Source organism: Undibacterium sp. FW305-107 (assembly GCF_058788535.1).
Window position 1 is genome coordinate 559686 of the sequence record NZ_JBYTAV010000004.1, and the last position, 18366, is coordinate 578051.

Consider the following 18366-nt stretch of genomic DNA (forward strand, 5'->3'; position numbering starts at 1 on the left):
AGATTTCAGTTTGCCGCTATCAGTCGTAAGTTGCAGACACACTCACACCAGAGAAACTCTGTCTGGCGTTGAGCATGATGTAGTACCAGCGATTGGCAACTGGATTGGCGATGGTGACGCTTTCATCATTGCCGCTCTTGACTGAACCGTAGTCGTAGATACCCGTGCTTGGATATTTATCCACAGAGACATACAAATCCACGTCACCGGTACCGCCGCTGGTAGTCAGCTTCAGGTTTTTCGCGCCAGCAGGAACCATGATGTAGGTGTAGGCTTGCGTGCTGGAAGCAAAATTACGCTTCACGCAGTTTTTAGCGAGATAGCTACCGGCCGGGCAATCTGGCAGGCTGTTATCGACTGGCAATGGTGGTTCGCCTGCAGTAGTGACTGTAGTCATCCATGTGCTGAACTCATTGTCGTAACGTGTACCTATATTGTTCATATAGGTTTGGTAAGCATCGTAATCACCGACACGGAACTTGGCGATGACAGCATCAACATCACTGCGGTGTTTTTCCATCATGAAGCGGGTTGCCATGTAGCCCCAGTTATAGGCACGTGTCACATAATCAGACATGGAATAAGTATTGCCAAAAATCTGGCTGAGCTTATAGTTAGTGCCTGTTCTGGTTGCGTCTATGGCTTTCTGGTTATTGTTTTTTAATGACAGGTATTCGGCTATACCTTCTATCCACCAGACTGTAGGCTTGGCAGTACCAGCACCGAAGTCACCTTTCATGTCGAAACGGCCATCGAGATAATGGACATATTCATGTTGCAAATTCCAGACCTGGAATGTCGGACGCAGCCAGGACGCTTCATGCGCAACAAAACGCGCCTGGTTACCTGCAACAGCAGGGTCACCTTCGAGATACATGCCGCCATTGTTTGTGTCAATGCCATAAAGTATGGATGCGTATTTGCTGTAGTTGGTGTAGTCATCAAACACCACTACTTCCAGCGCCGTATTGCCGTCACCTGCTACTGGCTGACGCTTGCTTTGCAACATGGTGTGGAAATAATTTTCCTCGGTTGCCAGCATGGAGCATGAATCCTGCATCTGTGCCGTAGTCATATCCTGGGCACGGATTTTCAGACTGGGGCTGCAAGTGTAGTTGTTTTTGAGAATGTTATTAGCCAGCGTGGTCTCGTAATTACAAGTACCGTATTCTGCGCAATTGGCATTGTCATAGTACTTGACCGCAGATGCCGCGTTCAGCCACAACATGCTGTCGTTACCTGTCATGGTCGAATGGCTGAGCTGGTACTTGACCATAGGCTTGACCGTAGGCTGCAGGTTGGCATACTGCATGAAACGGAAGGCTTCATTCTCGGTATCGCTGAGCTGGTATTCGAGGCTGGTGCCCAGCAATGCGGCCTTGTTATTGACGACAAAATTATTCAGTGCCGTCGCGTAGGATATATCGTTACGCAAGATAGCCAAGGCATCCGGACGTGAATGACCGTAGAAGAGAATAGTCAGCGCGGCCGTGTAAGCATCAGCAACGGTGGATGACTTCAGCGCATCTGTGGCTGCCGGGTTAGATGCAGTATTGGTATAACGTGTGACGATGTTTTTTACGCTGGACAGGTAATAGGCTTCATCATGCAGGTTGGTCACCAGTTTCAAGGTTTCAGCTGCCGTACTTGGGCCGACCGTATTGGTCTTGAACAGTTGATTGCCATCCACCAGTTGTTTGATAGGCCCGCGCATGCTGGTCAGATAATTCGCCGATGGTGCCGGTATCGTGTTGCCGCCAGCCAGATAGTAACCGGCGCGCAGGTAAATGATCAGGTTGACCAAGGCCATATTGGTGGCATTGTAGTTCGCCGCTTCTTGTGCAAAGCGATTGATGACTGCAGTGAAATTGGCTGGTGAATACACTTTCGCTGCATCAGTAGCATTCAGCGAAAACAAGCCGTAATGGCATTCATAGCTCGGCAGGTTGACAATGTAAGTGGCCAGTGCGTCGCCACTATAACCAGCCAGGGTTGCCATGTTTTTGCAATCATCCGATGGTGGTGGCGCCATCAGGTTTTTTTGTTTATTGACGATGCCCAGATCCAGGCGTGCTGCGTTCGTTGGTGGCAAATTGAATTTCTTTTGTTCTGCCGTTGGCGGCAAACTCTGCCTTTGATGCGGCATGGGTGCTTGCTTCAAGCGCGTATGGTCTTCCGCATCTGCAGCGTGAACCAATTGCGTGAACCCCGTGAAACTAAGAGCCAATACTCCCGCCATGCTTGCTATTTTATTTGGATATAACATGTAAAACGTCTCCCTGATTGTTTAAGAGCTTCAGGCAATACCATCCCCTTCAGGCTTTTTCATTCGATAGCTTGTAAACTATCGCCGCCTGAATGACTTGAAGAAGGTTTTTACCAGCCCCATATATGTAGAAGCAGCAGACATGCATCTGCATGCCGCTGCTTCCATGTCTCAATGCCTGAACACTCCCTATTAATTAGCGTCGGACATTGCATTACCAAATCGCATTGACTAAATTTGCTTATGATTTGGTTGAAATATATTAGTAATATATTTTATAAATATCTAGGTCGAAATTAACAAAACCATAAAATTGGGTGCTTGTTAGCAAGCGCGGAATTTTAGCGGTGCAAGTGATTGATTGGAAAGAATAATGTTTTGAAAAGTTGTAATTAGACGTAACAGAACAAAATTTTCTTAAGTCACGAAAAAACTTTTCATTTTCAACTTGTTTATACGGTTGACATTGGCTGTCAGCAACTTTATGCTCAAGGCATGAACTCTTTTATTACATCCATTTTTCATGCATCTCAACATCAGTCACATCGCTGGCTGGGAGAGCTATTGCTTGGATGAATGTTAAGCCCCATCACTAAGAAAGCCCTCTCAGCCTGCACAGAGGGCTTTTTTATTTCTGCTGACGCCAGGGCACAATGCTCTTGTCCGGCAGGTATGTTGCAATGCAGTGATGGAGTGAAATATGGAATTAAGAATAGAAGAACAAAGCCGTGGTACACGTATTCTGATAGGTGACGAAGTTAAAGAAAGACGCCGGCTCTTGAATGCTCTGATCGCAATTGCTGAGGCGAACGGCTTTAACGAAATCATGTTGCCTTCGCTGGAACCAGCGAATATTTATGTCAACAAGGCAGGCCCTGAAGTGCTGTCGCAGATGTATGTCTTCCCCGATAAAAAAGGCAGATCACTGTGCTTGCGCCCCGAGGCTACAGCGACGGTACAACTGCTTGCCGATAAACACTTCAAGCAAAAGAAAAATCAAAAATTCTGGTATTTCGAACGCTGCTGGCGGTATGAAAAACCACAGGAAGGGCGTTACCGTGAATTCTTCCAGTTTGGGGTGGAAATCATCAATCCTGATAATCCAGGCTGTCGTGAAGAGCTGCTGGCTATGGCTGAACAAATGGTGGCTTTAAAAACCGATGGCTATGAGGTTGCTACCGCTGTCAAGCGTGGCCTGGACTATTACACAGAAGCCGGTTTTGAAATCTCCGTCCCTGGCCTGGGTGCACAAAAGCAGGTTGTCGGCGGTGGCAGCTATAAGCAAGGCATAGGCTTCGGCCTGGGTTTTGACAGGCTGATGTTATGTAAAAAATAAAATCTTCACGTAGAAAGAGGCTTGTCTGCTGCCTGGGTAGCAAGTCTCTGCTATCAACGAGGAATAAATGTCTCCCATTTATCCTCCAAAATGACCGTTGGACCATAGCAAGATACTGTTAGTCGCAAGAGACTGTGGCCTGATAAAAGTGCCTGCTATTCTGCCTACATGGATGCAGTAAGTCATCCAGCAAACAGGAGAGAAAAATGAATTCTGGAATAGAAAAAAACGAAAAAACAGAAAACACCACTTTGGTCACCGTTGAAACAACAACTAACAGGAGCGATAACATGAACAGCACAAACAACAACCCAGTACTGGACTTTGTCAAAAACCTGGCAGAGACAATGACATATGTAGGCCGCGAAGCTTTTGACTGGGTATTGAAGGCATCCTGGAAAAAACTCTTGCTGACTTCTTTGCTGACGTTGATCACTGGCGGCATATTGCATTTATCATCACTGGCGAATGGCCTGGTATTTGGCGCTATCATCGTCAAATTGTTTGCTGACAAAGATAAGACAGCAACAAATCCACAAACTGAATAAGCCGCTTTGAACGATAAGCGGCGCATGGAAAGTTAGTATGAAACATCGCGACGATAACAAGGTACTCGACCTGATCATGGATATCACCGATACGGTGACAGTGGTCTGGTGGAAGTTCTTTGACTGGCTGGCCGTAGTCCCCTGGTCATCTTTACTGGGCATCTCGCTGGTCGCCATGATAGTAGGAGGTGCCCTGGGGCTGGGTGGCTTGATGCCTGCACTGGTGTTCGCCTCTTTCATCATCAAGAGCCTGGCGGGCGGCAAGCGTAGTGCAGAGATCGCCGCCACTGCGGCAGCAACCCGCGCCGATGTTGAAGCACTGGAACGCAGACTGCTGGAAGCAGAGATGGCAGCCTTGCAGGCGCAGATAGAGCCACACTTTTTATTCAACACCCTGGCTTTGATAGGTCAGCTCATAGAAACCAATCCTGCACAAGCCACCATCGTGCACCAGCACCTGATCAAATACCTGCGCTCGGCCATGCCGCAAATGCGCGACAAGGGTAATGGCAAGCTGGGCCAGCAAATGGAGATGTGCCGCGCCTATTTGAACATCATGCAGGCACGCATGCAGGAACGTCTTACTTACGATATAGACTTACCATCTGAGCTGGAATTCCTGCCTTTTCCTTCGATGATGATACAAACCCTGGTGGAAAATTCCATCAAGCATGGCCTGGAACCCAAGACCACAGGCGGGCATATCCGCATCACGGCAAAAAAAGTCGATGGGCAATTGCTGGTGGAAGTCAGTGATAACGGCATGGGCTTTGACATGCATGCCGACGATGGCATGGGTCTGACGAATATACGTGAGCGCCTGAAAGTGCTGTACTCAGGCAAGGCGCAGTTGGTGATTGAAGCACCGCAAGCGGGTGGTGCAGTCGTCGGCATACTTGTGCCTGTAGACACAAAGCAATAACAATACTATTCTTATTCATTCCACAATCCAACATCAGGTATGAGCATGTCAGCATTAGCAACTGCGGCAACAGCAATGATAGTCGATGATGAAAGCCCGATGCGCGACCAGCTACGCGCACGCTTGCAACAAGTGTGGCCAGACTTATCCATCATTGCCGAAGCCGCGAATGGCATAGTGGCTATAGAACAGGCAGAAGAACTGCACCCTGACATTATCTTTCTCGACATACGCATGCCTGGCAAGAATGGCATTGAAGCCGCCAGCATCCTGGCCAAGCAGGCGCTGGTGGTGTTTGTGACTGCTTATGATGAATATGCGATACAGGCTTTCGAGCGCGGTGCCATGGATTATCTGCTGAAACCGGTAGAGGCCGAGAGGCTGGCCGGCACTTGCCAGCGCCTGCAAGAAAGATTACAACAGCGTCAGCAAGAAAAATCCGGGCCCGCGAATGCCGCCAACGACCAGGCCAGACAGGTTGAACAAATGCTGACGCAGTTAATGCAGCATCAAAACCAGAAGCGCGAATACCTGCGCTGGATACAGGCCAGCGTAGGCAGCAGCCTGCGCATGGTCAGCACCAAGGAAGTCTTGTTTTTCCGCTCTGACGAAAAATATACCCTGGTACAAACCGAGCAAGCTGAATACCTGATACGCAAATCACTAAAAGAGCTGGAAGACGAACTCGACCCCAAAGAATTCTGGCGCATACACCGCTCCACCCTGGTGCGCGTCTCTGCGATTGCCGAAGTCACCCGCGATTTCCGCGGCCGCCAGTTGATAGGCCTGAAAGGTCATACAGAAAAACTGGAAGTCAGCCGCAATCACACGCATTTATTCCAGCAAATGTAGTAACTGGCCTTTTCAGGGCCGATTTATCAACACTGACACTTTTCCATTCGGTCACCGGCAAATATACTGGTTGCTGAATGATAATCACAGTTTCAAGTTGATAATCTGAGTGTAAAAAATTGAAATAATCCTACCCCGGTCCATCTGATTTTCAGATACTTCCCGCTTGCGAATTTGCGTACAGAAGTATCTTTATACTGCCAGGAAAGCCGGACATGTCCCAGACACAATTTCAAACACGCGGTACTACTGCGGAAGCACAACTTGCGTCCATCAGCGGTGTCTTTCCCAAACGACGCATGCAGATACTCGCAACCGGGAAACAGGGGGTGCTGATGTTGATAGGCCTGTCCATGGTCGGGCTGCTTTTTCTGGTCGGCCTGATCTATATGACGGTGCCGGATTTTTTGTATGACTACAAGGTATCCAAGGACCCTGTCGTGGATGAACGTGCAGAAATTCATGGTAGCTGCAAGAGCCGCAAAGTCATCTTTATCGACTGCGATGTCAAAATCCGCTACCTGCCAACACCACAAGACAGCGTAGCACAAGAGATCAAGCACAGTTTCTGGTTTGTCAGCTTCCAGCCATCCATGTCCACTGAAGCTGTCAGGTCCAGATCCAACCCCAGCATGATTACGACCACAATGGCGACTGAACATATCACCAACCGCTTTTTCATGATACTGACTTTTACCCTGTTGTTCGGTTTCATGTTTTTCGGTTGCATGTACGCCGCCTGGCTAAGCCATCTGTTTAACCGCGTGATTAAAAGCAAGCCAGGCATACAGCCGGTCATGGTTAAAGTCAAAGATATACAAAACGGACGCACAGTATTTTTTGAAACCGATATAGATGGCACGAAGAAAAAACTTCGTCATATCATGCGCAAGAAGGAGGCTCCCCTGTTCCTGCCACATCAACAAGATATGGCACTGGCAGTCAGGCTCGTTGGCACGCCACATGTCGTCATGCTCAATGATGATTTAACTACCCTGGATTTTACTGAACAAGAAAGAAGTGCACTCAGAGCAGCTATCGCAGCTTGAGTTAGCAAACTAAACTGGGTTTGCATGCATGTTGGATATGCATGCAAACCGGGATCAAACCGTCTTATCCTGATTCATCACAACAGCACTGCGCTGGCGTTTTATTTTTCGGCATAATTTTCGCACACCCTCATCCGAGTCATAGGGCAGTTCTTCCAGAATTTCATCGGACAGCACTTGATTATCGCTCAGCAGTTCTATCAAGTCCCGTCTGTGTATTGCGCAATTCATGCTGTAATACATCGCTTCCAGCGGCGCCTTACAATCAGCCCCGGGATTCGCTTTGAATATGGCAACGATGCCTTGTACCAGTAGATGTACTTCATCAAAATTTTTTGCTCGCCCTATTATTTCCGCCAGCATTTCAGCATCTCCGGCCTGATAGTTACTGACGAGCAGATGCAGGTACTCACAGGGGATTCTCTCTTCCTGCAGTTTCTTCAAAGCCAGGGCACGTATGTCATCGCCAGAAAAATGGCTAAGCGCCAGCACGGCATTATTCACTGCCATAGTCTGATGATTTTTTTTACCGCTCGCAATTTTTAGCAAAGGCGCATAATCAAAAGGAAATCTGGTCGCATAAAAAAATCGCAGATACCTGAATCTTCTGAGTTTGTCTTTTTCATCAAGGAAGTTTCTGGCAACGGCACTTATCTCCTGCTGTGGCATCCTCAGCGTACGGTCGCGATTAAACCCGACGCGCTTGCTTGGACGATTGATAAGCTCCTCCACATCTTTTACTTTATAAGCTAGAGCAACTTTGCGGAGCGAAGGCTTTACAGGTTCAATGGCAGCAATCAGTTTGTAATAGTTGTTGATATCAGGATTCTCTTGCCCTGCTTTTTCAAGCTCTGCATATACGTTCAAATGCGGATTTTCTTTTTGGAGATCATCAATGTACCAACGATATTCATACCAGGATCTATCTTCTTCAGGAAGTTTTCCTATTTTTTCAGCCAACTTGAATAAGCCCTGCAATCCATCCATCTTCAAGATTTGTTCTTCGCCACAAAACTCATAATCGGCATGGAAAGATTTGTCGAAGCGCTCAAGAAAAATTTCTCTGGCATGAAGATTTCCATCCTGATAGAAGTTCATTGCGAGGTCACACAATTGATTCAGATCGAATATTCCAGATTTTTTATTTTTAAGTTTTTGAATTACCGCTTTCTCTATCAAGGCTCTATTTTTGGCCCGCCTGATCAATGGATACAAGTAATCGGCCCGGCTACCTTCAGACTGAGGATCATTCGCAAGATTTTTGATGGATGCCGCAATGAGTTTTTTGGAAAAATCGACATCCGGATTAGCTTTCATAAGCAGCATCGCCCTGCCTGTACCCAGGTGTAGGGCGTGAAAAAATTGCTTTTGCAAATCCTCAGTTTCAGATAATTTTAAATAGTTATTTTGCACCATGCATAGTCACAATATGTTCTGCGTTAATGAGATTTTCTGGCAAAGCTGGGCTCATAGACTGCTCACAGATAAACATCGCTAAGCCTCAACTTTGGAGCGAGAGCGTTTTATGCTACGGGATAATTTTCGTAAGTCTTCATCCGTATCATAAGCAAGTTCTTCCACAATCTCGTCAGAAAGTACGCCATTTCTATTTAGCAGATCTATCACGCTCCATCTATGCATTGCACAATTCATGCCGTAATATATGGCTTCGAGCGGTGCCTTGCATTCAGGGTCTGGATTGGCATCATAAATATCAATCAGGCCAGCTACCAGATCATGCATGTGATGAAAATTGTCTGAGCGTTGTATGATCTCCAGTAAAATTTTCGCATCACCAGTTTGATAATTATTGACCAGTAATCTCAAGTAATCCCAGGGTGTTTTTTCACTGGAAAATTTTTTAAGTGCCAGTGTACGAATATCTTCAGCTTTGAAATAACTGAGTGCATTCACAGCATTCATTATCCGGCGACTTTTTTTAATATTCTTTTTGCTCGCCAGTTCCAACAAGGGAGCATAATCAAATGGAAATTTTTTTTTGTCGAAGAAGCGTAGATATCTATTTTTCCTGTCGCCATCTTTTTCGGCCAGAATATTTCTCGCGACTTGCTCTATATCTGCCGGGTTCATACCCTCAATACGATATTGCCAGAATCGTGGAAACCGGCTATCTTCATCGACGATGTCTTCAATATCTGCAAGGGTATACGGCACAATTTTACTGCGCCTGTATTTCTTTCTTGGCTCAACCGACAAGATCAAATCAAGATAGTTTTTTATAGCTGCATTTTTCCCAGCGGCTTTAGCCAGTTCCGCATACACATCGATAGATTTATTTTCTTTTTGAAAGTCATCGACACGCCAGCGATCTTCGTAATTTGCTCTTTCTTGCTCTGGAAGTTGCCCCACTTTTTCAGCAACCATGATCAGGCCTGCCATGCCTTCGATTTCCAGCAGCACATCTCGCGCATAAAGCTCATAACCATTGCTGAAGGACTTTTCAAATCTGTTTAACAAAGCCTCTTTTGCTCCGGCTATACCATCCTGATGGAAATACAGGACGAGATCGCTTAACTGATCCATGCCATAGTCATTACGTTTTTTAGCGCTGAGCTTTTTGATGATGATGCGAATCAGCTCATCTTTTTGCCGTGATCGCCTGATCAGGCTGTATAGATATTCTGCTCTGCTGCCTTCACATTGTTTGTCATAGGCTAGATTGTTAATGGTCGCAGCCAGTATCTGCAAAGAGAAATCTATTTGTGGATGCGCTTTCAAGAGCAACATCGCCCTGCCTGTACCCAGGGTAAGGGAGTGAAAAAACTGTTTTTGCAGTTCTTCGGTTTCAAGCGAATTTGAAATAGTCTGTTTGTTCATGCATGAGTTATTAAGGTCTATGACTCATAGCATACCAGCAAGTTCTGGATTCACTAAAATTGATGCTGACAGCGGTACTTTTATACCACTGTCAGCACCTGGGACGAGCAAAATCAGCTCAACGTGCTGCCTCAGCCAGTTGATGGGCAAGACGATTATGTCTTTCCATCACTATTGGTAAATCTATCGACGTGATTTGTCCATCACGCACCACGACACGGCCATTGATGATGCTGTATGCCACATCTGAAGGCGTGCAAAATACCAGTGCAGCTACCGGATCATGCCAGGCACCGGCGTAGCCTATCTGCTTCAGGTTGAACATGACGATGTCAGCTGACATGCCGGGTTTGAGTGCGCCTATGTCGTCGCGATTGAGTACCTTGGCCCCACCCAGGGTGGCGACTTCCAGCGCCTGTCTGGCTGTCATGGCATCGGGGCCGAAACCCACGCGTTGCAAGAGCATGGCTTGCCTGACTTCGCCCAGCATATGACCGGAATCATTCGAGGCACAGCCATCGACGCCCAGGCCGACACTGACACCGGCATCGAGCATTTTACGTATGGGTGCGATACCAGACGCCAGACGCATATTCGAGCAAGGGCAATGGGCAATGCCTGTGCCTGTGCGGGCGAACATGTAGATGCCATCATCATCGAGTTGTACACAATGGGCGTGCCAGACATCATGACCTACCCAGCCGCAATCCTCGGCATATTCTGCCGGTGTCATATTGAATTTCTCGCGGCTGTAGGCGATGTCATTGGCATTTTCTGCCAGGTGGGTATGCAGCGATACGCCGAAGCTGCGTGCCAGTGTTGCGGATTCACGCATGAGATCGCGTGAGACAGAAAATGGTGAGCAGGGTGCCACGACGATGCGTTGCATGGCATGGCGGCTACTGTCGTGATAAGTCTCTATCAGACGCTGGGTGTCGTGCAGTATGCTGGCCTCGTCTTCCACCACACGGTCTGGTGGCAGGCCACCTTTTGACTGGCCCACACTCATGGAACCACGCGCCGCATGAAAACGCATGCCTATCTCTTGCGCGGCTTGCAGGCTGTGATCAAGCTGGCAGCCATTCGGGTAGATGTAGAGATGATCGCTACTCGTCGTGCAGCCAGACAGGATCAGCTCTGCCATCGCAGCCTGGGTCGATACCTGCACCATTTCTGGTGTCAGGTTGGCCCAGATAGGGTAGAGATTGGTCAGCCAGTTGAACAGCTCACCATTTTGCGCCGCAGGTATGACACGCGTCAGGCTCTGGTACATATGGTGATGGGTATTGATGAGGCCGGGCATGACAACATGGTCAGCCGCATCAATGACTTCATCGGCAGTTTGCGGCAAGTCTGCACTCAGGCCCACCTCAGCGATAACATTGTCGATGATGTATACCGCACCATTGCTGATTTCACGGCGCGTGTCGTCCATGGTGACGACAACGCGGGCATTTTTGATAAGTAAGCTGGCCATAACAAATAAAGTAACAGAGAAAATTAGTGGTCGGAGCTGTGGGCCGCTGCCATGGCAAACGCCTTGGCTTCAGACTCAGCACCCTGACCGTTGAAAAACAGATTGAGCGTCACTGCCGCGATGGTAGCCAGCAAGATGCCGCTATCGACTACTGTGCCCAGCCAGTGCGGCAAGTGCGAGAAGAACTGCGGCGCAACCAGGGGTATCATGCCCGCGCCTATGCTGACAGCAACGATGAACAGGTTGTGGCGCTGGTGATTGAGCCCGGCATTACCGAGTATCTTGATACCGGTGGCCGCCACCATGCCAAACATGACTATGCCTGCCCCACCGAGCACATACACTGGTATCGATGCCGCCACATGCGCCATTTTGGGGAACATGCCAAACGCCACCAGAATAACGCCCGCAGCAGCGCAGACATAGCGGCTGCGAACACCCGTGACACCGACCAGGCCTATGTTTTGTGAAAACGAGGTGTAGGGAAAAGTATTGAAGACACCACCTATGACAGTGCCCAGGCTGTCAGCCCGCAAGCCATTGGCCAATTCTTCATTGCTGATGTGCTTGCCTGTGAGTTCAGACAGGGCGAGGAACATGCCTGTCGATTCCACCATCGTGACGATCATGACCAGGCACATGCCTATGATGGCACCCAGGTCAAAAGTCGGCATGCCATACTGGAAGGGCATGATGAAGGCAAACCAGCCTGCCTCGCCCAGGCCATCAAAACTGACCTTGCCCAGCGCCAGCGAGACGACAAAGCCCAGCACCATGCCCAGCAAGACCGAGATATTGCCCAAGAAACCGCGCAGATAGCGCGTCATGACCATGATGGAGACCAGCACAAAAAAGGCAATCGCCAGGTTTTCAGGCGCACCATAATTGGGATTGGGCTGCATGGATTTGCTTGCCGCATCAAAGATCATCGGTTGTCCACCTGCTGCCCAGTTGATACCCACGCGCATGAGGGTAATGCCAATGACTGTGATGATGGTGCCGGTGACAACAGGTGGAAAAAACCTGACCGCCCGGCTCATGAAGGGAGTAATGATGAGACCAAAAATACCAGAGGCAATCACTGCCCCATAAATGCTGAGTATGCCCAGGCTGGGGTTGCCAGCCATTGCCACCATGGGGCCTACTGCCGCAAAAGTGACGCCCATCATGACAGGCATGCGTATGCCAAACTTCCAGATGCCCAGCGCCTGTATCAGGGTCACCAGGCCGCAACAGAATAAATCAGCATTGATGAGAAAGGCTATCTGGTCTTTGGGTAAATGTAATGCGCCGCCGATGATGAGAGGCACGGCTATCGCCCCGGCATACATCACCAGCACGTGTTGTATGCCCAGAGTGAATAATTTTGCTGCTGGTAGCTTTTCATCTACCGGGTGTATCGCTGTTTGCATCGTCTCTTCCTTGCTTGGATGGTTGGTTTGTGACACATCACTGCTGGGTTCTCTGACGGAACTTGTTCTCAGTGATGGCTGGAAATGCTCATACTGAAATGCTAAAGATTGAAGCGACTGGTAATCGGGATGTGAGAAGAATGCATCATGTGCAAGACTCCTGGTTTACCTTCATGACGATGATGTCGTCACAAAGAGCGGCTACAAATACAGCCGAAACATATAGTCCGACTGCGCTTTTTACTGCTACCTGACGAAGTGCAACCTCCACGAACTGGAAGAAGACATCTCGTCAGGATTGATCTGCGTCGTAAAAAAATGCCTGTGAAAGCATATTCTTGCGTCGCCTCAAACCATGCAGCGCTATCAAGCGCAAACATGGCAGCAGGCTCAAGCTCAGTCTTTGCCCTGCATGAGGTCTTCATTGCGAAGCTGAAGCAGGCAATACTGAAAGTGGCGCCAGAAATCCTGGTTTGTTGAACTGAAAAACTAGACCTTTGTGGTGAGCTTTTCGGTATTAAGATTTCCCCTTAAAATTCCTTAAAAAATCGAGCAAAATTTGGGCCGAGACTTCTGCGTCGTCGGCGCTCATGGTTTCCAGCGGGTTGTGGCTGATACCGCCGTTACCGCAGCGGGTGAACAGCATGGCAACATCGGTCATCTTCGCTATTGCCATGGCATCATGGCCTGCGCCGGATGGTAGTTCAAACGCTGGCAAACCTGCTCTTTGCGTGGCTGCTGCCAGTTGCTGCATCAGCCACGGGGCGCAAGGAGCTGCGGGGGCGGATACGGCTTTGACGATGTTCACTTCAATATTGCGTTGCTGGCAGATAGCTTCTATCTTTGTCAGGATGTCATTCACCGCAGCATCGCGGGTGGCATCGTCAGCGGCACGGATATCCAGTGACAGATTGCAGGAGCCGGGGATCACATTGACTGAACCATGCGGTACCTGTAACTGGCCTACCGTGCCAACCAAGGACGTGCCATTCGCGCAACGCTGCTCTACATACAAAATGATTTCTGCGGCAGCAGCTGCGGCGTCCTTGCGCATGCTCATGGGTGTGGTGCCAGCATGGCTGGCGACACCTTTGAGTTGTACCTGATAACGGCAACTGCCTGCGATGGAAGTAACTATGCCCACGGGAAGGTCACGGCCCAGCAAGACCGGGCCCTGTTCTATATGCACTTCTACATAGCCCAGTATCTGTGCAGGGTCACGTGCGATGGCCGGGATTTGTTTGACATCATGCCCGGCGGCAGTCAGTGCCTCACGCATGCTGATGCCGTCAGCATCTGTCTTGTCCAGCAAGGCCAGGTCAAACTGGCCGATGACGGCATTACTACCCAGGAAGGTGCTTTTGAAACGCACGCCTTCTTCTTCAGAAAAGCCGATGATCTCAAAGTTGAAAGGCAGTTTTTCATTTCTCTCGTTCAGGTATTTGACGATGGCGATGGGCAGCAAGATGCCTTCGCGGCCATCGTATTTGCCACCGTTGCAGACGGTGTCGTAGTGGGAGCCAGTCAGCAGGGTCTTGGCATCTGTCGCATCAGACAGGTAACGGCCTACCACATTGCCGACCGCATCGATATGCACATGCATGCCAGCTTCACGCATCCAGGCCGCCAGTTGCTCTGCGGTTTTTTGGTGCGAGGGTGTCATGTAGGCGCAAGTCAGGCCATCTTCATCATCGCTCCAGGCGGCCAGGGTTTCTGACCATTGCATGATGGTGTTGCCAAATTGCAGCGTGTGTTCGAGCAAGTCATTCAGGCGCAGTTCGGCGATGCGGCCTATCTGACGCAGGCATTCTGCCAGCTCATCTGCACGCTGGTTTTTAAAGCGGCGCTGGAAGGTGGCGATGATGGCTGCCCGCGTAAAACCCTTGCCATCCGGCCCTTTGACGGCGAGGATGAAGGGGAAACCAAACTTGCTGTTATAGTCGGCATTGAGTTTATGCAGTATCGCGAATTCTTCTGCACTACAATTGGTCAGGCCTGCCTTGGCCTGTTCACCTGTGGATTCACGGGTCAGCTCGCCTGCGATCGCGGCCTTGCCTGCCAGCTCGGGGTGGGCACAAATCAGGCCCAGTTGGTCTGCTTCTGTCGCCTGACTGACCACGGTTTGCAAGGCCAGCTTGAGAGCTGTGATGCTGGCAAAAGGGCGGCTGGCGGCTGCCCTCTCAGGTATCCAGGGTGAATGTTCATAGATACCGTGCAGGATGTGCACAAAGTCTTGCGTGCTGCAGTGGTTCAGGTGGTCCAGAGTTGTCGTCATAATTGGTCAGGCGTTGTGCCTATTATTGTGCCTATGCTTTAATGTGACCGGTGTTGTCCCGGCATGATGATGATGAAGCTTAAGCCCAATTCTGGCCTGCGATGTGCTGCTGTCTTCATGATCTGTATATCTTCGATAGTATATTGATAGACTGCTGGCAGTATAAGATTTGGCTGATAGCGCATTTCAAGTCATCAATATAGGAGATCAGTATGGGAAAGCTCAGTACACATGTGCTGGATATCACCGTTGGCAAACCCGGCGTGGGTGTGCAGGTGGAGTTATATGCCGTCAATGCAGGCGGGAAAACCTTGCTCAAGACCGAGACCACCAACCATGATGGCCGCTGCAATGCGCCACTGCTTGAGGGCGACAGCCTGAAACCCGGTCTGTATGAGCTGGTGTTTGCAGCAGGTGATTATTTCGACAAACAGGGCGTGGACCTGCCCAGCCCCAAATTCATAGACCGCGTGACCCTGGCTTTTGGTGTGGCTGATGCCAGCCAGAATTACCATGTGCCGCTGGTAGTATCTCCCTGGGCTTACTCGACTTACAGGGGCAGTTAAGTCCCTGCATCGATCAGGATTATTTGGACATCAGTGACTTGGCTGCCTGAGCAATCTGCTCACGCAGCCATCTGTGTTCTGGCGAATGATGTACGCGTTCATGCCAGAGCTGGTAAAAGCGCAGTGGCGGGAACTTGATGGGGATGGAAAAAGTCTTTAGTTGCAGGCTTTTTTCATAAAAGCTCAGGTATTGCTTGCCTGTCGTCAGCACCATGTCGGATTGCGCCAGCATATGTGGCATGAGGCCAAAGTAAGCGGACTCCACCACGACATTGCGGCGCAGGTGCTGGCGTTCCAGATGGGCATCGATGACGCCATGGTAGCCAGATAGTAGTTGCGAAGGTGCGACATGCGGCAGGCTCAGGTAGTCTTCCAGCGTCATCTCGTCAGTACCAGTGCGCTTGGCATAAGGGCTGTCGGCACGCATGGCGCAGACGATGGGGTCTTCAAACAGCTTGGACAGATGCAGATGTTGTGGCGGCTCATCCCAGTTGGCAATGACCAGATCGAGATCGCCGTCAGACAGATGGCGTACATAATCAACCTCTGCTCCCAGGCCATGGATGACGATGCGGCTTTTGGGGGATTCACGCCGCAAACGTTCTACCACGCTGGGTAGGAATTGCACATGCAGGGAATCAGGTGCGGCAATATGAAAAGTCTTGCTTTCTTGCTGGGCGACAAAGGGGACTTTGCGTTCAAACAACAATTCGGTTTCATCGAGTATGCGTTTGGCAGGCTTGAGCAGGGTTTCGCCATGAGGAGTAGGCACCATGCCGCGGCCACCGCGTACCAGCAATTGATCGCCAGTCAGTTCGCGCAGTTTGCGTAGCGAGGCAGAAATCGAAGGCTGGGGCTGGTTAAGCTTCAAAGCCACGCGGGAGACGTTTTTCTCACTGAGCAAAAGATACAAAATGCGTATCAGATGCAGATCGAGATGATTGGGTAGTTGTGCCATGCTGATGCCTGTCTTCAAACGTATATCGAAATCTGTATTTTTAATATACTTCGTTTTCAATGAAGTTTGTAGGGAAAAAGTTTATCGTTACCAAACTTCACCAAGTTTTTTGCTATTGATGCTGGATCAACGTTACCTGCCCTTGGTCTAACTGCGACAATAGGAGACATTTGCGACAGATAGATACAGGTTGTGGTTTTTTAGCACTGAATTGGTTTTTAAAATAAGCTTCAAAAACGAACATCGGGATGCAGTACAAGGCGCAAAACGCAGCAATGCGCCCGAGAATGATGTTTTTGGAGCTTATTAAACTGGTCGCAGCGGAGCTTCACGGTTCGCGACCGATTTGGGATTTTGTATATCCCTCTCGTCTGAAGAGCCCCGCGGAGGCAGACGAGCTTCTAACATGAGAGAAAACATGGAAGCTTTTTTACTTGCGTATGGCACTGAGTGGCTGAACCTGATCGTCCGCTGGCTGCACCTGATCACAGGGATAGCCTGGATAGGCGCATCCTTTTACTTTGTCTGGCTCGACAATAATATCCGCCCACCCAAGCCCGGTTCTGAACTGGCCAACAAGGGTGTGTCTGGTGAATTGTGGGCCGTGCATGGTGGTGGTTTTTATAACCCGCAAAAATACCTGATCGCCCCCAAAGAATTACCAGAAGAATTGCACTGGTTCAAATGGGAAGCCTATGCCACCTGGCTGTCTGGCTTTGCGATGCTGTTCATCGTCTATTACTTCAATGCCTCTGCCATGATGATAGACAAGTCAGTGGCTGACCTGACGAGCTGGCAAGCCATAGGCATAGGCCTGGGTACGCTGCTGGTGGGCTGGACTGTGTATGACTTGCTGTGCCGCTCACCGCTGGGCAAGCGTGAAGGCTTGCTGGGCATCATCATGTTTGTATTCATTGTGGCGGCGGCGTTTGTGTTGTCGAAATTCCTCAGTGGCCGCGCTGCCTATATCCACGTCGGTGCCATGATAGGCACGATGATGGTGGGTAATGTGCTGATGCTCATCATCCCCGGCCAGCGAAAACTCGTCGAAGCCATGCAGCAGGGTAAATCGCCAGATCCCATCCACGGCCAAAAAGCCAAGCAGCGCAGCGTACACAACAATTACTTTACCCTGCCGGTGCTGTTCATCATGATCAGCAACCATTATGCAATGACCTATAACCATGAGTACAACTGGCTGGTGCTGGCGACCATCATGGCGGCAGGTGTCTTGATACGCCACTTTTTCAACCTGCGCCACAAGGGTATTACCAACTGGGCTTATCCTGCGGCGGGCGTGACTTTATTGCTGGCAGTGGCGATTGCGATTGCTCCCAAGCCGCCAGCCAAGGTGGCGGCACCTGACCCGGCCCTGTCGGCGGCAGAAGCAGCCGCTGCCCAGTTCACTAAAGTGCAGGGCATCATCCAGCAGCGTTGTGCATCCTGCCATGCTGCCGCTCCTACGCAGCCTGGTTTTGCCACTGCACCCGCCGGCATCAAACTCGATACGCCAGAACAGATCAAGCAGAATGCGGTCAAGGTCAATATGCAGGCCGTGCAACTCAAGGCCATGCCTATAGGGAATATGACGCAAATGACGGAAGAAGAACGTGCAGTCGTCGGTGCCTGGTTCCAGGCTGGTGCCAAGTAAATCAAAAAAATTTAGAAAGTACAAGACATGAACAACTACGAACAACTCGACGCCTGGATAGACAGCCACTTTGACGAGCAGGTCAAATTCTTGCAAGAACTGGTACGCGTACCGACCGATACGCCTCCCGGCAATAACACCCCACATGCAGAACGCACCGCTGATCTGCTGCAGGACATGGGCATCACAGCAGAAAAACATGCAGTGCCGGATAGC

14 protein-coding genes and 1 pseudogene are annotated in these 18366 nt (G+C 49.7%); 8 read left to right on the forward strand and 7 right to left on the reverse strand.

The genetic code is table 11. The features are described 5' to 3' along the window. Positions 1–19: 19 nt before the first annotated feature. Positions 20–2266, reverse strand: coding sequence for a M9 family metallopeptidase (locus AC3WQT_RS11970; protein WP_492704128.1), 2247 nt, complete (start codon positions 2264–2266; stop codon positions 20–22). Between the two features lie 700 nt (positions 2267–2966). On the opposite strand from AC3WQT_RS11970, the gene AC3WQT_RS11975 reads away from it, so the two are divergent. The 5 genes from AC3WQT_RS11975 to AC3WQT_RS11995 all read left to right on the forward strand — a co-directional run bounded on the left by AC3WQT_RS11975 (position 2967) and on the right by AC3WQT_RS11995 (position 6973). Next, a complete protein-coding gene (locus AC3WQT_RS11975) occupies positions 2967–3602 on the forward strand; it encodes an ATP phosphoribosyltransferase regulatory subunit (protein WP_492704129.1) in 636 nt (211 codons plus the stop codon). A 290-nt stretch (positions 3603–3892) separates the two neighbouring features. Beyond that, positions 3893–4150 carry a hypothetical protein gene (locus AC3WQT_RS11980; protein WP_492704130.1) on the forward strand — a complete coding sequence of 86 codons (258 nt, stop codon included), beginning with the start codon at positions 3893–3895 and terminating at the stop codon, positions 4148–4150. A gap of 37 nt (positions 4151–4187) precedes the next feature. Then, positions 4188–5072 carry a sensor histidine kinase gene (locus AC3WQT_RS11985; protein WP_492704131.1) on the forward strand — a complete coding sequence of 295 codons (885 nt, stop codon included), beginning with the start codon at positions 4188–4190 and terminating at the stop codon, positions 5070–5072. A 45-nt stretch (positions 5073–5117) separates the two neighbouring features. After that, a complete protein-coding gene (locus AC3WQT_RS11990; RefSeq protein WP_492704133.1) occupies positions 5118–5924 on the forward strand; it encodes a LytR/AlgR family response regulator transcription factor in 807 nt (268 codons plus the stop codon). A gap of 215 nt (positions 5925–6139) precedes the next feature. After that, on the forward strand, positions 6140–6973 hold the full coding sequence (locus AC3WQT_RS11995; RefSeq protein WP_492704135.1) for a hypothetical protein: 834 nt from the start codon (positions 6140–6142) through the stop codon (positions 6971–6973). A gap of 54 nt (positions 6974–7027) precedes the next feature. On the opposite strand, the gene AC3WQT_RS12000 is transcribed toward AC3WQT_RS11995, so the two are convergent. From AC3WQT_RS12000 to AC3WQT_RS12020, 5 genes are all read right to left on the reverse strand, one after another. Next, positions 7028–8389 (reverse strand): hypothetical protein, encoded by a 1362-nt coding sequence (locus AC3WQT_RS12000; protein ID WP_492704136.1) that lies wholly within the window; start codon positions 8387–8389, stop codon positions 7028–7030. A gap of 78 nt (positions 8390–8467) precedes the next feature. Next, entirely contained in the window at positions 8468–9811 is a 1344-nt protein-coding gene (locus AC3WQT_RS12005; RefSeq protein WP_492704137.1) for a hypothetical protein, read from the reverse strand. Positions 9812–9929: 118 nt separating this feature from the next. Then, positions 9930–11288: an 8-oxoguanine deaminase gene (locus AC3WQT_RS12010; RefSeq protein ID WP_492704138.1), complete on the reverse strand. Its 1359-nt coding sequence runs from the start codon at positions 11286–11288 to the stop codon at positions 9930–9932. Positions 11289–11311: 23 nt separating this feature from the next. After that, positions 11312–12700, reverse strand: coding sequence for a nucleobase:cation symporter-2 family protein (locus AC3WQT_RS12015; protein WP_492704139.1), 1389 nt, complete (start codon positions 12698–12700; stop codon positions 11312–11314). Between the two features lie 517 nt (positions 12701–13217). Continuing rightward, positions 13218–14975: an allantoate amidohydrolase gene (locus AC3WQT_RS12020; protein ID WP_492704140.1), complete on the reverse strand. Its 1758-nt coding sequence runs from the start codon at positions 14973–14975 to the stop codon at positions 13218–13220. A gap of 212 nt (positions 14976–15187) precedes the next feature. On the opposite strand from AC3WQT_RS12020, the gene uraH reads away from it, so the two are divergent. Beyond that, positions 15188–15541: a hydroxyisourate hydrolase gene (uraH, locus tag AC3WQT_RS12025; protein ID WP_492704141.1), complete on the forward strand. Its 354-nt coding sequence runs from the start codon at positions 15188–15190 to the stop codon at positions 15539–15541. 19 nt (positions 15542–15560) lie between these two features. Here uraH and AC3WQT_RS12030 read toward each other — a convergent pair whose 3' ends face one another. Continuing rightward, entirely contained in the window at positions 15561–16499 is a 939-nt protein-coding gene (locus AC3WQT_RS12030; protein ID WP_492704142.1) for a LysR family transcriptional regulator, read from the reverse strand. Between the two features lie 418 nt (positions 16500–16917). Between AC3WQT_RS12030 and AC3WQT_RS12035 the strand changes: the two genes are divergently transcribed. Both AC3WQT_RS12035 and AC3WQT_RS12040 read left to right on the forward strand, forming a co-directional pair. Continuing rightward, entirely contained in the window at positions 16918–18150 is a 1233-nt protein-coding gene (locus AC3WQT_RS12035) for a urate hydroxylase PuuD (protein ID WP_492704143.1), read from the forward strand. 27 nt (positions 18151–18177) lie between these two features. Continuing rightward, positions 18178–18366: pseudogene (locus AC3WQT_RS12040) on the forward strand (peptidase M20); the annotation flags it as partial.